This window comes from Agromyces sp. NPDC058110 (assembly GCF_042884735.1).
Lineage (GTDB): Bacteria > Actinomycetota > Actinomycetes > Actinomycetales > Microbacteriaceae > Agromyces.
On sequence record NZ_JBHVTI010000004.1, the window covers coordinates 16,214 to 33,496 of the forward strand.

The window sequence follows — 17,283 nt, forward strand, 5'->3', positions numbered from 1 at the left end:
GATCGACTGCGGGTCTGGCGCGGGTCAGATTCCCTGCCAGACGGGCTTGTTGTCCCACGCATGGCGGTAGTAGTCGAGGTTCTCCAGCAGCGAGGCCGCGGCCTCGTCGACGATCACCGTCGTGTGCGGATGCAGCTGCACCGCCGACCCCGGCTGGCTCGCCGTGACCGGCCCCTCGACCGCGGCCGCGATCGCCTTCGCCTTCGCCTCGCCGAACGCGAGCAGCACGAGGTGCCGGGCCCGCAGGATCGTGCCGATGCCCTGCGTGATGCAGTGCATCGGCACCTCGTCGGGCGAGTCGAAGAACCGGGCGTTGTCGGCCCGGGTCGGCGCGGTGAGCGTCTTCACCCGGGTGAGCGACGCGAGCGAGGAGCCCGGCTCGTTGAACCCGATGTGCCCCGTACGGCCGATGCCGAGGATCTGGATGTCGATGCCGCCCGCAGCCGCGATGGCCGCCTCGTAGTCGGCGCCCGCGTGCTGGATCTGCTCGGGGTCGCCGTTCGGCACGCGAACGAGCTCGGGCGTGAGCCCGAGCGGCTCGACGACCTCGCGCGTGATCACCGACCGGTAGCTCTCGGGGTGGCCGGCGGGGAGGCCGACGTATTCGTCGAGCGCGAACCCGCGGACACCGCGCACGTCGATGCCGTCGGCCGCGATGCGACCCGCGAGCGCACCGTACGTGGCCAGCGGCGTCGACCCGGTCGCGAGGCCGAGCACCGCATCGGGCTTGCGACGGATGAGCGACACGATCGAGTCGGCGACGAGATCGCCCGCCGCCTGCTCGTCGCGGACGATTACGAGTTCTGCCATGAAGGTTCTCCAACGAGTGCGGCGCCGACGGCGGCCGCGGGGAATCCGAGCGGGATGACCTGCACCCGCTCCGCGAGATCGGTCGAGGCGAGGAAGGGCGAGCTTCCGGCCCACTCGTTCAGGATACGGCGCACGCCGAGCAGCAGCGGCTCGCCGAGCGAGGCGAGTCCCCCGCCGATCACGATGTCGTCGACATCGGTGGTGAGGGCGAGCAGGCGCACGGCCGACGCGGCGCCGCGGAGGAACTCCTCGCGCACCGCGATCGCCCGCTCGTCGCCGGCGGCCGCGGCGTCGAACAGCTCGCGCGCCGGCAGCGGATGCGAGGTGGGCCACATGCGCGCGATGGCCGAACCCGACGCGAACGTCTCGAGGCAGCCGCGCTGGCCGCACCCGCAGACGACCCCGGACGGGTCGACCGGGATGTGCCCGATCTCGCCCGCGACGCCATGGCCGCCGCGCAGGAGCTCGCCGTCGAGCACGATGCCCGCGGCGAGGCCGGTGCCGAGGTTCAGGTAGGCCATCGAGTGCGCCGTGATGCCGTCGGCGACGCCCAGCAGGTGGTGCGCACCGAGCGCAGCCGCCTTCACGTCGTTCTCGACGCGCACGGCGACCCCGAGCTCGTCGGCGAGACGGGGGCCGAGGTCGAGGCCCTCCAGGCCGAGGTTCACGGCGTGCTCGACCCGACCGGTCGAGCTGTCGACCGCCCCGGGGATGCCGATGCCGATCGAGGAGAAGCTCGTGGCGTGCACGCCAGCGAGCTCGCTCATGCGGGCCACGACCTGGAGCGCCGTGTGCACGACCTCGGGCGCACCGAAGCCGGTCGGCAGCTGCACGAGGTCGCTCAGCTCGCCGTCGGCCCCGATCGCGACCGCGGCGGTCTTCGTGCCGCCGATGTCGATGCCGAGCCTCATGCGACGTCCGCCGTCTCGGGCGCGAGCGCCGCATCGACGAAGGCCAGCAGCGCGGCCCCGATGAGCCGCGAGGCGCCGAACGTCGACACGTCGGCGTAGGCGCGGTCGTTCGACGGCCACCCCATGTCGACGGTCACGACGTCGTCGCGCACGCTGCGGAGCCGTTCGATCGCGTCGACCGCGAAGGCGTGGCGGTGCAGGTCCTTGCCGACCACGAGCACGGGCCCCGCGAGGGCGGATGCATCGCCGAGCGGCGAGCCCTCCGAGACCGGCACGACCGCGGCATCCGCGAACCAGGCCGGCGACTCGTCGACGAGGGGCACCGCGAAGGGGCCCCACGGCGCGACGCCGATCGCGATGTTCGCGACGGTGTCGACCCGCACGACGGTGCCGAGGCGGGGTGCGGAGCCGAGGCGCGAGCGCGCGGCATCCGTCACCTCGAACGCGGCGGCGAACGCGACGAGCTGCTCCGCGTCGTGCACGGGCTCGATGACCGGGGCGACCGCGGCGATCTGCGGCGCGTCGGAGCTCAGCGCCCGCACGCGCGCCGCCGCCTCGGCGATGCGCTCGACCGGGATGCGGCCGGCCGCGACCGCGGCCTCGACCGCGTCGACGATCTCGCTCAGCTGCGCGTCGGTGTTGTCGGCGCCGATGCAGAGCAGGTCGCAACCGGCGGCGAGGGCGCGCACGGCAGCCTCAGGGATGCCGTGCACGCCGCTCGCCCCCTTCATGTCGAGGGCGTCGCTGACGATGACGCCCTCGAACCCCAGCTCCCCGCGGAGCAGGCCTTGCAGGATGCGGGGAGAGAGGGTGGCGGGGTGCTCCGCGTCGAGCTGCGGGAGCAGGATGTGACTGGTCATGATGGTGCGCGTGCCGGAGGCGATCGCCGCCCGGAACGGCACGAGCTCGCGCTCGCGGAGCGTGTCGAGCGAGACGTCGACGACGGGCAGCGCGAGATGCGAGTCAGTCGCCGTGTCGCCGTGGCCCGGGAAGTGCTTCGCGCTCGCAGCGACGCCGGTCGACTGCACGCCGCGCACCCACGCCGAGGCGTGACGGGCGACGAGCTCGGGGTCGGCGCCGAAGCTCCGCACGCCGATCACCGGATTGTCGGGGTTGGAGTTCGCGTCGATGTCGGGCGCGAACGTGACGGTGCATCCCGTGGCCGCGAGCGCCTCGCCGACCTCGCGGGCGACCCGCTCGGTCAGCTCGGGCTCGTCGAGGCGGCCGAGCACGGCGTTGCCGGGGTACGGCGCGCCGCGGTCGTAGAAGAGCCGCGTGACGTCGCCGCCCTCCTCGTCGATCGCGATGACGGCGAGCGGGTTCGCGTCGCGGAGGCTCGCGTTGAGCCCGCGCAACTGCTCGGCGTCGACGATGTTCGGGCCGAACACGCAGACTCCGCCGAGCCCGTCGCGCAGGCGCTCGAGCAGCCAGTCGGGCGCACTCGTGCCGGCGAAGCCCGGGAGCAGGGTCGTGTGGATGTCCCGGCGCAGGCCCTCGCCCGCGCCGGTCCGGTGCCGGTCGCTCATCCCTTGACGGCTCCGCTCACCAGGCCGCCGGTCATGCGGCCCTGCACGAACAGGAAGAAGATCACGACGGGCAGCGCGATGAGCGTGGACCCGGCCATGACGGCGCCCCAGTTGGTCGCCTCGGTGGCCGACTGGAAGGAGTTCAGCCACGGCGGCAGCGTCAGGTTGTAGCCCTTCATGAGCAGCAGCGCCATCGTGAACTCGTTCCAGCTCTGGATGAAGGCGAAGATGCCGGTCGAGACCAGGCCGGGCGCGAGGAGCGGGAAGGTGACCTTCCAGAACGCCTGCGCCTTCGTGCAGCCGTCGATCTGGGCCGCTTCCTCGAGGTCGGCGGGCACGCCGGCGACGAAGCCGCGGAGGGTCCAGATGGTGAACGGCACGACCGAGGCGAGGTGCACGATGAACAGGCCGATGAGCGTGTTCATGAGACGCCAGTCGTCGATCATGTTGTAGATCGTGAACATCATCGCCTCGCCGGGCACCATCTGCACGACGAGCACGCTGACGATGAAGACGTAGCGGCCGCGGAAGGCGAAGCGCGCGATCGCGATCGAGGCGAGGAAGGCGATCAGGGCGCACACGATGACGACGGCGATCGCGACGATGATGCTCGAGCCGAGCGCGTGCGGGAAGTCCGTCTGGCCGGGCGCCGCCTCTCGGGTCCAGGCCGTGACGTAGTTCTTCATCGTGAACTCGAACGGGAAGAAGCTCGGGTTGCGGCTGATGATCTGGTTCGACGGGGTGAACGACATGTTCACCATCCAGTAGACCGGGAACACCGAGCAGAGGAACACGAGGATCGCGACCGTGTTGATCACGATCTTCGGCGCACCGAAGCGGTGGGTTCGCCGGGCCTTCTGCGTGTGGGGCGTCACCGACGCCGGGGTCTCGGCGAGCTGGACGGCGGGAGAGATCTGCGTGGTCACGCTTCCTCCTCCTTCAGGCTGGAGCGGACGTTGTAGTAGGAGATGCCCATGAGCAGGATGACCATGAACACGCCGATCGCGGCGGTCACGCCGAACTCGCCGAGCCCCTGGCGGAACAGGTACGTGCCGAGCACGTTGGTCTCGGAGGCGATGCCGCCCTGCTGCTGCAGCGCGTAGACCTGGGTGAAGATCCGGAGGTTCCAGATGGTCTCGAGCACGATCACCGCGGTGATCACGTTGCGGAGGTAGGGCAGCACGATGAGCCGGAATCGCTGCACCGCGTTGGCGCCGTCGAGCTGCGAGGCCTCGAGCACCTCGTCGGGCACCTGGCCGAGGCCGGCGTAGAAGGTGAACACCGCGAACGGGATGCCCTGCCAGACGACGATGATGATGAGCACGAACATGAACGACATCGGATCGAGCAGCCAGGAGTGGCCGCGGAAGTCGTTGGACTGCGTGATGGTGTTGAGGAACCAGTTGACCAGGCCGTAGTCGGTGTCGAAGATCCAGCCGAAGACGACGGTCGCCGAGAGGGGCGGCATGGCCCAGGCGAGCAGGAGGCCCACCGAGACGAGCAGCCGCATGCCCTTCGAGAGCCGCAGCATGAGCAGCGCGATCAGCATGCCGCCGACGACGATGAGGATGGTCAGGATGACCATGAGGGCGAGGCTTCGGGCGAGCACGGCCGGGAAGTCCGACTTCGTGAAGACCTCGATGTAGTTGTCGAAGCCGACGAAGTTCGCCGGCGTGCCGAGCATCTTGTTCTTGATCTCGAGATCGGTGAACGAGGTGATGAACATCACCACGGTCGGGTAGACGACCATGACCGCGAGCAGCGCGATGCTGGGTGCGAGCAGCATCCAGGGGGCGAACGGGAACTTCTTCTTCTTGGGATCGCGGCCGGCCGAACGGGCGGGCTGCGGAGGGCGGTGACCGGGCGTGCGCGGCGCTGCGTCGTGCTCCGTGAGGGTTGCGCTCATCGGCTGCTCCTCGAGTGGTTCGCGGCGGGCCGCGGGTGGGACTGATGGTACGCCGGTCGTGGGGCGATCCCGGCAGGGGAACGGGGGGCGGAGCTGTGTGGGACTCCGCCCCCCGCGTCGTGCTCAACAGGTCAGCTGTTGAGGATGTCCTCGATCTGCGCGTCGAGGTCGGTGGCGATCGACTTGACGTCGCCGCCCTGGGCGATCTTCACGAGCGCCTCCTGGATGATCTGCGCGGCCTCGACCTCGGCCCACTTCGGGGTGGTCGGGGTGACCTTCGAGTTCTCGAGGGCCACGGCCTGGGCCTTGGCGATCTCGGTGTCGGGCAGCTGCGCCGCCGAGGCCGTGAGGCCCGGGGTCAGGCCACCGGCGGCCAGGAGGTCCTGGTAGCCGGCGCTCGCCATGATGTCGAGCGCGGCGCGGGCCTGCTCGGGGTTGGCGCTCTTCGTCGCGACGGCGACGTTCGAGCCGCCGGCGAAGATGGGAGCCGTCTCACCTGCGGTCTCGCCCGGGAGGGCGAAGGCCTTGAGGTCTGCACCGTACGTGTCGGGGCAGCCGGGGGCCTCGGCGTCGGCCGGAGCGTTGATCGACCACTGCACCCATGCCGGCGCGGAGAGGAAGAGGTCCTCACCGGCGCAGAACGGGACCTGCGGGTCGGTCTCGTCGCCGTCCTTGGCCGCGTTGGACGCGTTCTGGTAGACGTCCTGCAGCTGGGTCAGGCCCTCGATGCCGCCTTCGCTCGAGAAGCCGGCCTTCCAGGTGTCGCCGTCCTGCTCGGCGATGAAGCCGCCGTGCGACCAGACGTAGGGAAGCGCGTTGTACCAGTCGCGACCCGGAGCCCAGATGCCCGAGAGGGTGTCGGTCTTGCGCGCCTTGCCGGTCTCCACGTACTCGTCGAGCGTGGTGGGGATCGCCGTGTCGCCGAGGATCTGCTCGCTGTAGAAGACGATGCGGCCGCCGGCGTAGTACGGGGCGGCGTAGAGGTCGCCGTCGTAGGTCGCCGACTCGACGAGGCCCGGGAGGTAGTCGTCGGTGTTGAAGTCCTCGAGCGGGAGGAACAGGCCCTGGTCCGCGAAGCTCGCGGTCTGGGTGTTGCCGACCTCGACCACGTCGGGCGAGTCGTTCGACTGGAGCGCAGCGGCGTAGGTGTCGCTGACGTCGGCCCAGGTCTTCTCCTCGACCGTGAGGGTCCAGCCTTCGTTCTCAGCCTCGAACGTGTCCTTGAGGTACGCGCGCGCGTCTTCGGGCGTGTCGGAGCCGACCACCCAGACGGTGATGTCGCCGCCGTCAGCGGACGTGTCGCCGCCACCGGTGCTGCAACCGGCGAGGGTGAGCGCAGCAGCGGCGCCGAGGGCCACGATGCCGAGTTTCCTCATTTGCGTTTCCTTTCATGGGGTGTGGGTCAGCAGCGGGGGTTCGCTGCACCCTTGGTGCGTGGGGTGCTCTTACGAGACCCCGAGTTGTCCGGAGAGGACCATGACGGCCGCGCCGCGAAGGACGATGTCCTGCGCCTGCTCGGTCATCCGGAGCCTCAGATCACGGTTGTGTTCCGCCATCGTCCGCGTCCGGAGCGTTTCGACGGCCGCCAGGGCGAGGGGGCCGTCAAGCAGTTCGGCTGGGCCGCTGAGCGCGACCTCCGACAGGTTGAGCGCACCCACGACGGGTGCGAGCACGATACCGAGCCGTCGGCCGGCCTCGGTGAGGATCGCCTCGCGGTCGGATGCCGCGTCGCCGGCGTCGTCGAGCGCGTCGAGTTGCGCGGTGAGGCGGGGCACGGCGAGCCAGGTCTCGAGGCACCCGTGCTTGCCGCACGCGCAGCGGGGGCCGCCGTCGGTGCCGACGACGACGTGGCCGATCTCGCCCGCCGCGAATCCACCGCCGATGACGGGGCGCCCGCCGATGATGATGCCGGCGCCGACACCGTGGCCGACCTTGATGAGCAGCAGGTCGTCGTTCGTCGAGGAGCCGTGCTCGGCCAGCACGGCGACGTTCGCGTCGTTGCCGACGTGCACGGGGAGGCCGAAGGCCGCGTGCAGGCGGCCGCGGAGGTCGAGGTCCTGCCAGCCGAGGTTCGGGGCCGAGCGGATGACGCCCTGCGGGTCGACGACACCGGGCGAGCCCACGCCGATGCCGAGCACCGGCGCAGTCGCCTCCGCGACGAGGCGGGCGGCGAGCTCGTCGACGAGGGCGACGGCCGCATCGCCGGTCGCACGGTCGCGGGGCAGCTCGGCGCGGGCCACGATGCCGCCGTCGAGGTCGACGATCGCGCCGAGGAAGCGCTCGTGGTCGGACAGGTCGATGCCGACGATCTGGAACGCCGCGCGGTCGACGTCGATGAGGATGGCGGGCTTGCCCGGGCGGGCGTCTTCGCGCTGGCCGAGCTCGACGACGAGCCCTTCGGCGATGAGCTCGGCGACCAGGTCGGAGACGGTGACGCGGGTGAGCCCGGTCTCGCGGGCGACGTCGGCCCGGCTCTGCGGGCCGGCCGAGTAGAGCGTCTGCAGCACGAGGGCCCGGTTGTGGCTGCGAGCGTGCTCGGGCAGTACCTTGCCGGTGGGGCGGAGGGCGCGCGACCTGGCGAAGATCGGAGCCTGGTCGAACGGCGCGGTGAGCACGTCTGCGCCGACCCCTGGGGGGGTCGGGCTCTCGAGGATCTGACCTCGCTGCGCCTCCGTTGACATGTTTGTTAGTAAAGCTTACGAACAAATAATGCGCAAGACGTCTCCTGAGCTTTTCCCTGCCGTTACCGAACCGTGATCAGCCGGTCGGGCCGGGCGGCGGTCGGGCCGGGCGACGGTCGCGCGACGAAGGGGCCGCGAAGGTGCGACGCCCGGGCGATCGCCCCGAGTCCCGGTCCGGCCCCGGCTCAGCGCCCGGTCGCCGCGCCCGAGCGTTTCCCTCCCGGCGAGTCGGGCCCGTGCTCCGCGGCCGGCGCGCCGGCGGCATCCGCACCGACCGACCCGGCCGCGCGGGACGACGCGGTGCCGGCGGACCGGACATCGAGGCGCCCGCCGACCGCCCGCAGCGCGGCGAGGATCGTGACGAGGTCGACGACCTCCTGGAGCAGGGCTCCAACGGTCGCCGGGATCACGCCGAACGCGGCCACGAGCATGAGGGCGACGCTCACGATGATGCCGACCCAGATGCTCTGCAGCGCGATGCGCACGGTGTCGCGCCCGATCTCGACCGCCTTCGCCACGCGCGAGATCTCGTCGACGAGGATCACCGCCGACGCCGACTCGCTGGCGGCCGTCGCGCCGCGGGCGCCCATCGCGATGCCGACGTCCGCCGCGGCCAGCACCGGTGCGTCGTTCACGCCGTCGCCGACCATGATGACCGGGCGCTCATCGATGGCGGCGACCTCCTGCACCTTGTCGGCCGGCAGGCAGTCGGCGCGCACGCGCGTGATGCCGAGCTCCGCGGCGACGTGGTCGGCGGTGGCCTTCGCGTCTCCGGTGAGCATGACCGTGCGGTGCACGCCGAGCGCATCGAGCCTCGCGAGCGTCGCGCGGGCGTCGTCGCGCACGCGGTCGCTCGCGAGCAGGGCGCCCGCGAACCGCCCGTCGACGGCCACGTAGATCGCGAGCTCTCCAGGTGCGATCTCGGTGCGCACCGCGTCGCCCGCATGCTCCCGCACGAACGCGAACTTGCCCACGACGACGTCGCGCCCGCCGACCCTGGCCTGCACGCCGTTCGTCGCCGTCTCGTGCGCACCGTCGGCCTCGACGAGCTCGAGGCCCCGCGCCCTGGCCGCCTCGATCATCGAGTTCGCCAGCACGTGCGACGAGTACTGCTCGGCGGAGGCGACGACGGCGAGCACCTCGTCGTCGGCGAACCCGTTCTCGGCCCGGATCGCCACCAGCGCCGGCTCGCCGCGCGTGAGCGTCCCGGTCTTGTCGAACACGGCCGTCCTCGCCCTGGCGAGGAGCTCGAGCACTCCCCCGCCCTTCACGATGACGCCGTTGCGGGCCGAGCGGCTCATGCCGCCGATGAAGGCGACCGGAGCGGCGATGAGCAGCGGGCACGGCGTCGCGAGCACGAGCACCTCCGCGAAGCGCACCGGGTCGCCGGAGATCCACCAGGCGAGACCGCCGAGCGCGAGCGAGAACACCGTGAACGGCACCGCGAACCGGTCGGCCAGGCGCACGACCGGCGCCTTCGATTCCGAGGCCTCGGCGACGAGCGCCACGATCTGCTGGTACTGGCTCTCACCGGCCGTCGCGGTGGCGACGATCTCGATCGCGGCCTGGCCGTTCACCGCGCCGCTCAGCAGCGCGTCGCCCGCCCGGCGCTCGACCGGCACGCTCTCGCCGGTGATCGACGATTCGTCGAGGGTCGCCGCCGCCGAGCGCAGCGTGCCGTCGACCGGCAGGATCTCGCTCGGGCGCACGAGCAGCACGTCGCCCACCGCGACCTGGTCGGCGTGGATCTCGACGATGCCGTCGCCCTCGATCCGGTGGGCGAGCTGCGGCGCCCGCGTCAGCAGCGCGTCGAGCTCGCGCTTGGCGCGGCGGTTCGCGTAGTCCTCGAGCGCCTCGCCGCCCGTGAGCATGAGCACGACGAGCAGCGCCGCGATGTACTCGCCGACGGCGACGGTCGCCACGATCGCGGTGATCGCGAGCACGTCGAGGCCCCAGTGCCCGCGCAGCATGTCGCGGACCATGCCGACGGCCTGCCACGCCGCGATGGCGAGCGCGTATGCGCTGAAGAGCCACGGCACCACGGCTCCGGCGCCGGTGAGCGCGAGCACGATGCCGAGGCATCCGATCGCGATCGTGAGCGTGACGGCCCAGTACCGGGCGGCGAGCTTCAGCAGGCGTGCCATGCCTCCATCCTGCCCCGCACGCCGTACAGGCGGGCGGGGCGACACGGAGGGCGGATGCCTCGGCGCGCCGCTCGGGAGACGACGGAGGGGCGGATGCTCCCCACGCCACTCCACACATCGCTTCGCGATGCGCGGAGCCTCGGGCGCGTGGGCCCACAGCATCCGCCCCTCCGGTCGAACCGTGTCGACTACGCCGCGATGCGCGCCTTCAGGTTGTCGGCCAGCGTCTGGAGGAACTCCTCGGTCGTCTGGTAGCCCTGCTCGGGGCCGACGAGGGCCGCGAGGTCCTTCGTCATGGCGCCGGATTCGACCGTCTTGATGACGACGTCTTCGAGGGTCAGCGAGAAGTCGATGAGCTCCTGGTTGCCGTCGAGCTTGCCGCGGTGCGCGAGGCCGCGCGTCCAGGCGTAGATCGAGGCGATCGGGTTCGTCGAGGTGGGCTTGCCCTGCTGGTGCTGGCGGTAGTGGCGGGTGACCGTGCCGTGCGCAGCCTCGGCCTCGACGACCTTGCCGTCGGGCGTGGCCAGGACCGAGGTCATGAGGCCGAGCGAGCCGAAGCCCTGCGCGACGGTGTCGGACTGCACGTCGCCGTCGTAGTTCTTGCAGGCCCAGACGTAGCCGCCTTCCCACTTGAGCGACGCCGCGACCATGTCGTCGATGAGGCGGTGCTCGTAGGTGAGGCCTGCGGCGTCGAACGCCTCCTTGAACTCGGCCTCGAAGACCTCCTGGAAGAGGTCCTTGAAGCGGCCGTCGTAGGCCTTGAGGATGGTGTTCTTCGTCGAGAGGTACACCGGGTAGTTGCGCGAGAGGCCGTAGTTCAGCGAGGCGCGTGCGAAGTCCTTGATGGACTCGTCGAGGTTGTACATGCCCATGGCGACGCCGGCGCCGGGCGCCTGGAAGACCTCGAACGACTGCGGCTCGGAGCCGTCCTTCGGGGTGAAGGTCATCGTGAGGGTGCCCTCGCCCTCGAACTTGAAGTCGGTGGCGCGGTACTGGTCGCCGAACGCGTGGCGGCCGACGATGATCGGCTTGTTCCAGCCGGGCACGAGGCGCGGGATGTTCGAGATGATGATGGGCTCGCGGAAGATCACGCCGCCGAGGATGTTGCGGATCGTGCCGTTGGGCGAGCGCCACATCTTCTTCAGGCCGAACTCCTCGACGCGGGCCTCGTCGGGGGTGATGGTGGCGCACTTGACGCCGACGCCGTGCTTCTGGATGGCGTGCGCCGCGTCGACCGTGATCTGGTCGTCGGTCTCGTCGCGCTTCTGGATCGAGAGGTCGTAGTACTCGAGGTTCACGTCGAGGTACGGGTGGATGAGCTGGTCCTTGATGGCCTGCCAGATGATGCGGGTCATCTCGTCGCCGTCGAGTTCGACGACGGTGCCTTCAACCTTGATCTTGGACACGATGCGGGGTCTCCTTGCGGTGGTCGGGAAGAATCGAGGAAGTCTCGAGAGGGCGCGCGAACGCCATCGTGCAGTTTACCGTGTCCGTCCGGATATCTTGACATCGAGACATCCGGCGTCCGGGAGCGCCGTCGCCGACGCACGTCTCGGCGCTCCTGACGCGTTCGCTGCGGGCGAGACTCCCCCGCTTTCCCGGTACGGCCTCGTCGGGTTAGCCTTGGCAGCATGGCTGAGCTGAGACTGGAAGAACTGTCCGCGTCGAACATCGTGGCGGCGAACACGCTCTCGTTGAAGCCCGGCCAGGAGCAGTTCATCGCGCCGGTCACCTATTCGGCAGAGGCCTCGGTCGTGAATCCGGCCACCTCGTGGCAGCGCGTCGTCACGCTCGACGAGCGGGTCGTCGGCTTCATCCACGGCAACTTCGATCCCGAGAACGCGCACGAGGAGTTCCGGGCCTGCATCTGGCGCATCAACGTCGACGCGGGCGCCCAGGGCAAGGGCGTCGGCCGGTTCCTCGCGCAGTCGCTCGCCGAAGAGGCCAAGCGCCGCGGATTCGACCGCATCACGGTGCTCTGGGAGCCAGGCGAAGACGGCCCCGAGGCCTTCTTCCACCGCATCGGCTTCGCCGACGTCGGCGAGACCGCGTACGGCGACGTCATCGGCGCGCTCGCCCTCTGAGCCGACGGCGTCACGACCTGGCGTCGCGCACCTCGTGAGCGAACGGATGCCGCAGCCGACCGATCCCGTCGCGACGGGGTTCGTCGAGGCGGTGCTCGTCGTGGTCGCCGATATCCCGTCGGGGCAGGTGGCGACCTACGGCGACGTCGCGGCGCTCCTCGGAACGCGTGCGGCCCGCGCGGTCGGCACGGTCATGGCGAGGTACGGATCCGACGCCCCGTGGTGGCGCGTCGTGCGCGCCGACGGACGGCCCCCCGCCGGCCACGCCGCCTCGGCGAGGCCGCACTACGACGCCGAGGGCACCCCGCTCGTGCCGTCGGGCGACGACGACGGCTACCGCATCGACCTGCGTCGGGCGCGCTGGCGCGCCTGACCGGTTCGGCCCGCTCGGCCGGCCACCGGGAGCGCATGAGCGCTGCGGCTCAGAGCCCCCACTCCGACGCGCCCCACTTCGACTCGCCGAGCGGGATCCGCACCGTGATCGTCGTTCCGGCGCCCGCGGGGCTCTCGACCGCGAGCACGCCGTCGACCGCGTCGATGCGGTCGACGATGCCCAGCATGCCGGTGCCGCCGTCGACCGATGCGCCGCCGACGCCGTTGTCGCGCACCTCGAGCACGAGGTCGCCGTCGACGACGTGCGCACGCACCCAGGCACGCGTCGCCCAGGAGTGCTTCGCGATGTTCGCGAGCGCCTCGGCGATCGCGAAGTAGGCGGTCGACTCGATGAGCTCGGGCAGGCGCCCCTCGCCCTGCACCTCGACCTCGACCGGCACGGGGCAGCGACCGGCGAGCTCGGGCACGGCGAGCGCGAGCCCGCCGGAGCTGAGCAGGCTCGGGTGGATGCCGTGGGCGAGTTCGCGGAGCTCCCGCAGCGCCTGGTTCAGGGTCACGATCGTGCGCTCGAGGTCGTCGGCGATGTCGGCCCGACCGGCATCCCTCGCACCGTTCGCCGCGAGCCTCAGCTGCATGCCGAGCGAGACGAGATGCTGCTGGGCGCCGTCGTGCAGGTCGCGCTCGATGCGCCGACGCGCCTCGACGCCCGCCTCGACGATGCGCTGGCGCGACTGGCGCACCTGTTCGAGCGTGCGCTCGATTTCGGAGCGCAGGCGACCGTTGTCGACCGAGAGCCTGAGCGCGCTCGAGACGCCGTCGAGCAGGCGCATGTTGTCGGTGAGCACGCGGTCGTGGCGGATGAGCGCGATGGGGGCGCCCAGGGGCGAGGACACCGGGAGGATGCTGTGGCCCGCCCGCGACCCGATGTCCTCCTCGGAGATCGGGTCGCCCGCGGCATCCGCGTACCTGCCCCTGGTCTCGTCCCACCAGAACACCCGCACGGACGCGTCGCGCAGCGTGCGCGCGAGCGACTCGGCCCACAGCCCGCGGTCTGCGCCCTCGCGCGTGATGCGCATGAGGTCGGCGACCCTGGCGCGCATGTTGCGGGTGTGCGCGACGCCCGCGTCGAAGCTCACCGGGATCGACGCGATCGCGATGAGCGAGAACGTGGCGAGCACCATGTCGGCCTCGGCCGAGAAGAGGTAGCCGACGGCCTGCGCGGAGAGCGTCGTCGCCCACGCGAACAGCGCGACGGGCATGAGGAACGCGACGGTGCGGGCCGGCACGCTGGCACGGACCCAGCGCACGAGCAGTCGCCCGGCGATGACGAGCGCGAGGCCCACGCCGATGATGCGGTACCCGAGGTCCGAGACGGCGAACAGCACCGGCGCCTCGGCGATCTGGTAGCCGTTCACGGCGCACCCGCACGGGTTCGCATCGGGCCCGGCGAACAGCACCACGACGAGCAGGTTCACGACGAACGACACGATCGCGATGCCGGCGATCCAGCGGTCGAACCGGCCGCTCAGCCGGCCTTTGGGGTAGACGAGCACGAGCACGCCGGCGATGACCGCCCAGGCGAGGTCGACGCCCCGCACGACCGGCCAGACCCACTGCCAGCCGCCGATGACGAAGTAGAACGACTGTGGGATCCAGAGCACGACGAACGCGATCATGAGGCGGGCCGGGGTGCGCGCCGGCCCGATGTGCCAGGCCACGCCCGCGCACGCCGCGAACACGAGCGGCACGATCGCGTGCAGCGTGGTGTACGACACCTCCGGACGCTGGTCGGGCGGCGTCGCGAGGAACCCGCCGACCTCCATCGCGAGGCTGAGCGTCACCGCGAGCGCGATGGTGATGGTGCGTCTGACGATCCGGCCTCTGCGGCCGGGGGCCATCACCGTTCGCCGAGGAGGGTGAGCACGGCGAGCACGCGCCGGTGGTGCTCTGGCGACTCCTCGAGGTCGAGCTTCTGCAGGATGCTGCGGACGTGCGTCTCGACGGTCTTCAGGCCGAGGAACAGGGTCTGGGCGATGCCGCCGTTGGAGTAGCCCTGCGCCATGAGCTCGAGCACCGACCGCTCGCGCTCGGTGAGCCGCGAGATCGGGTCGTCGGCGCGCGTGCGCTTGACGAGCTGCTCGACGACCTCAGGGTCGACCACAGAACCGCCGGAGGCGACCGTCTCGACGGCGCGCACGAGCGTCTCGGGCTCGGAGACGCGCTCCTTCAGGAGGTAGCCGGTGCCGCTGCCGGCCTGCATCACGCGCAGCGCATACTCGGGCGTCGCGTACATCGAGAGCAGGAGCACGCCGATGGTCGATCCGCCGGCGCGGATGGTCTCGAGGGCGCGGACGCCCTCGTCGCGGTGGGTCGGAGGCATGCGGATGTCGAGCACCGCCGCGTCGATGCCGCCGCCGCGAACCGCTTCGACGAGCTCGTCGCCCGTGCCGACCGAGGCGACGACGTCGATGCCGCCGCCCTCGAGCACCTTCGCGATGCCTTCGCGCAGCAGAAGTGCGTCGTCGGCGATGGCGACGCGGAGCGGGCGGGCATCGTTCATGGGGGCACCCTCCGGTCGTCAGGCACACTGCGGCGGGCTTGTCCGCTTGAGCGACCCTACCGCCAGCGAACGCGCTTCCAGTACCCCCAAACTAGGGGTACTGGCGGGCGCGGTGCTCAGGGCAGGCCCAGACGCCGGGTGGGTGGAGGCACCGATGCGGCGCGGGGAGCCGTCGAACAGGCTGCCCGACATGACCCAGATCACGCGCGCCCGGGCACGCGCCTGGCTGCTGCGCTACCTCCCGGCGGAGGCGCTCGGCACCGTGGCCGCGGTCGCCGGCGCGTGGTACGCGCACGAGGCGACCGGCTCGCTCGCCGTCGCGGCGCTCGTCGGCAGCCTCGCCGAGACGGTCGGGTACTACACGCCCGTGGTCGTGCGCGCCGTGCACGGGCACGCCGTCTCGCCGCGGGTGCGGGCGATCCGCACGGCGCACGGCCGCGGTCGGGCGGCCCTCGCCACCGCCTGGCTCTCGCTCCGGAGCATCGCCGTCGAGTTCGGCCCGGCCGAGCTCGTCGACACGCTGCTCGTGCGGCCCGCGCTGCTCTGGACGGCCGGCTCCCTGTGGGGGCCGAACCCCGGCGCGTGGCTCGCCGGGAAGCTCGTCGCCGACGCCGTCTTCTACGCGATCGCCATCGTCTCGTTCGAGACGGGCCGCCGCATCATCCTGCCCGGCGCGGAACCGACGGATGCCACGGCGGCGGGCCCCGCGACGCACGGCGACGCCTCGGCCGGCGCCGCGACCGCAGGCCCCGCGACGTCGGACGCCGCCCCGCACCGGGCCGGCACCCCTGCCCGCTCCACCGTCCGGCCGGGCGCGCTCGCCCGACCACTGATCACCGGAGGCTCCCGATGACCGTCACCACCACCGAGCACGGCCGGCACGCCGACCGCGCACCCGCGGGCGCGTCGCGGCGCCGCACGAGGGCCGAGCGCCGCGAGGCACGCCGCGCCGGCGAGGCACGCCGCGCCGGCGAGGCCGAGGCCGAGGCGCGCCTGCACGAAGGGCTGCCGCCGCACACGGAGGGGCCGGCCGAGGCGCACGAGGTGCCGCCCCACCGCGAGCTCGTGCGCCGCAGCCTCGCACGCGAGGCCCGTCGCATCGGCCTCGCGGCGCTCGTCGAGGAGCACGGCACGCCGCTGCTCGTGCTCGACCCCGACGCGATCACCTCGCAGCTGCTCGAACTCCGGAGGCAGCTGCCCGGCGTCGAGATCGCGGTCGCGCTGAAGGCGCTGCCGCACCCCGCGCTCATCCGGGCCGTCGACGCGTTCGGCGCGAGCTTCGACGTCGCCTCGCGGCGCGAGCTCGACCTCCTCGAGCACGAGGGCGTCGACCTGTCGAGGTGCGTGCACACGCACCCCGTGAAGACGGTCGCGGATCTCACGGGCGCGTACCACTGCGGCGTGCGCACCTTCGTCGTCGACGACGCCGGCGAGGTCGACAAGTTCTCGGGCCTGCCCGCCGACGCCAGGGTGCTCGTGCGGCTGTCGTTCCCGAACCCCGATGCCGTCTCCGACCTGTCCGCGAAGTTCGGCGTCTCCCCCGACGACGCTCCCTCGCTCGTCGAGCACTGCCTGCGGGCGGGGCGGCCGGTTGCGGGCTTCACCTTCCACGTCGGCAGCCAGACGACGAGCGCTCGCCCCTGGCAGCGGGCCGTCGCCCGCACGCTGAGGCTCATGCGCGCCCTCGAGGACCGGTTCGGGGTCGAGTTCGACACGCTCGACCTCGGCGGCGGGTTCCCGGTCGCCTACGACGAGCCGGTGCCGGCCGTCGGCGTGATCGCGCACGGCATCCGCGAGGCGCTCGCGGAGGCGCCGGAGAGGTACCGCGTGATCGTCGAGCCCGGCCGGTTCGTCGCGGCGCCCGCGATGACGCTCGCGACGCGCGTGATCGGCACCTCCGAGCGTTCCGACGGGCGGTGGGCCCATCTCGACGACGGCGTCTACGGCTCGTACTCGAACATCCCGGCCGAGGGCGTGCACGCGCTCGTCTTCGCCGCGTCCGAGCTCGCCTTCCGTCCGCCGGCCGACGAGACGGCGGAACGGGCCGTCCGGCGCCTGCGCGAACGCGCGTACGAGCCCGTGACGCTCGCCGGGCCCACGTGCGACAGCGTCGACGTCATCGCGCGGGGCGCGATGCTTCCGAGGCTCGCCACGGGCGACCTGCTCGTGAGCCCCATGATGGGCGCCTACACCTGGGCGACCGCGACGGGTTTCAACGGCATCGACCGCACCCCGATCCACGTGCTCGGGCGCGACCCGCAGCACACCTCCCGCTGAGCCGGCGCGGGGCACGGCCGCCGGCGGCATCCGCTCCGACGATGACGGATG

The 17,283-nt window shown here is 71.8% G+C and carries 15 protein-coding genes; 4 read left to right on the forward strand and 11 right to left on the reverse strand.

From position 1 onward, the window contains the following. Positions 1-24 precede the first annotated feature (24 nt). The 9 genes from ACFVS8_RS10370 to ACFVS8_RS10410 form a co-directional block, all read right to left on the reverse strand. Positions 25-810, reverse strand: a complete 786-nt coding sequence (locus ACFVS8_RS10370) for a glucosamine-6-phosphate deaminase (RefSeq protein WP_387061269.1) — start codon at positions 808-810, stop codon at positions 25-27. Further along, positions 795-1,721 (reverse strand): ROK family protein, encoded by a 927-nt coding sequence (locus ACFVS8_RS10375; protein WP_387061273.1) that lies wholly within the window; start codon positions 1,719-1,721, stop codon positions 795-797. Before ACFVS8_RS10375 ends, ACFVS8_RS10370 begins: the two co-directional genes overlap by 16 nt. Beyond that, on the reverse strand, positions 1,718-3,247 hold the full coding sequence (locus tag ACFVS8_RS10380) for a glycoside hydrolase family 3 protein (RefSeq protein WP_387061275.1): 1,530 nt from the start codon (positions 3,245-3,247) through the stop codon (positions 1,718-1,720). Before ACFVS8_RS10380 ends, ACFVS8_RS10375 begins: the two co-directional genes overlap by 4 nt. After that, a complete protein-coding gene (locus ACFVS8_RS10385; RefSeq protein ID WP_387061277.1) occupies positions 3,244-4,173 on the reverse strand; it encodes a carbohydrate ABC transporter permease in 930 nt (309 codons plus the stop codon). Before ACFVS8_RS10385 ends, ACFVS8_RS10380 begins: the two co-directional genes overlap by 4 nt. Next, entirely contained in the window at positions 4,170-5,153 is a 984-nt protein-coding gene (locus tag ACFVS8_RS10390) for a carbohydrate ABC transporter permease (RefSeq protein ID WP_387061280.1), read from the reverse strand. Before ACFVS8_RS10390 ends, ACFVS8_RS10385 begins: the two co-directional genes overlap by 4 nt. 131 nt (positions 5,154-5,284) lie before the next feature. After that, a complete protein-coding gene (locus ACFVS8_RS10395) occupies positions 5,285-6,529 on the reverse strand; it encodes an extracellular solute-binding protein (RefSeq protein ID WP_387061283.1) in 1,245 nt (414 codons plus the stop codon). A 69-nt stretch (positions 6,530-6,598) separates the two neighbouring features. After that, complete coding sequence (locus ACFVS8_RS10400; protein ID WP_387061286.1) at positions 6,599-7,834, reverse strand: ROK family transcriptional regulator; 1,236 nt, start codon at positions 7,832-7,834, stop codon at positions 6,599-6,601. Between the two features lie 185 nt (positions 7,835-8,019). Beyond that, the gene (locus ACFVS8_RS10405; protein ID WP_387061288.1) at positions 8,020-9,978 is read right to left on the reverse strand and encodes a heavy metal translocating P-type ATPase; all 1,959 of its coding nucleotides are present in this window, start codon (positions 9,976-9,978) and stop codon (positions 8,020-8,022) included. Positions 9,979-10,166: 188 nt separating this feature from the next. After that, positions 10,167-11,384 (reverse strand): NADP-dependent isocitrate dehydrogenase, encoded by a 1,218-nt coding sequence (locus tag ACFVS8_RS10410; RefSeq protein WP_387061291.1) that lies wholly within the window; start codon positions 11,382-11,384, stop codon positions 10,167-10,169. 225 nt (positions 11,385-11,609) lie between these two features. Between ACFVS8_RS10410 and ACFVS8_RS10415 the strand changes: the two genes are divergently transcribed. Continuing rightward, positions 11,610-12,062 carry a GNAT family N-acetyltransferase gene (locus ACFVS8_RS10415; RefSeq protein ID WP_387061294.1) on the forward strand — a complete coding sequence of 151 codons (453 nt, stop codon included), beginning with the start codon at positions 11,610-11,612 and terminating at the stop codon, positions 12,060-12,062. Positions 12,063-12,096: 34 nt separating this feature from the next. Next, positions 12,097-12,435, forward strand: a complete 339-nt coding sequence (locus tag ACFVS8_RS10420) for an MGMT family protein (RefSeq protein WP_387061296.1) — start codon at positions 12,097-12,099, stop codon at positions 12,433-12,435. Between the two features lie 49 nt (positions 12,436-12,484). Here ACFVS8_RS10420 and ACFVS8_RS10425 read toward each other — a convergent pair whose 3' ends face one another. Together ACFVS8_RS10425 and ACFVS8_RS10430 are read right to left on the reverse strand one after the other, a co-directional pair. After that, on the reverse strand, positions 12,485-14,236 hold the full coding sequence (locus ACFVS8_RS10425; protein ID WP_387061299.1) for a sensor histidine kinase: 1,752 nt from the start codon (positions 14,234-14,236) through the stop codon (positions 12,485-12,487). 56 nt (positions 14,237-14,292) lie between these two features. Next, complete coding sequence (locus ACFVS8_RS10430) at positions 14,293-14,955, reverse strand: response regulator (protein WP_387061302.1); 663 nt, start codon at positions 14,953-14,955, stop codon at positions 14,293-14,295. Positions 14,956-15,145: 190 nt separating this feature from the next. Between ACFVS8_RS10430 and ACFVS8_RS10435 the strand changes: the two genes are divergently transcribed. Further along, positions 15,146-15,808 carry a hypothetical protein gene (locus tag ACFVS8_RS10435; protein WP_387061305.1) on the forward strand — a complete coding sequence of 221 codons (663 nt, stop codon included), beginning with the start codon at positions 15,146-15,148 and terminating at the stop codon, positions 15,806-15,808. After that, a complete protein-coding gene (locus ACFVS8_RS10440; RefSeq protein ID WP_387061308.1) occupies positions 15,805-17,232 on the forward strand; it encodes a type III PLP-dependent enzyme in 1,428 nt (475 codons plus the stop codon). The genes ACFVS8_RS10435 and ACFVS8_RS10440 overlap by 4 nt, the downstream gene beginning before the upstream one ends. Positions 17,233-17,283: the final 51 nt, after the last annotated feature.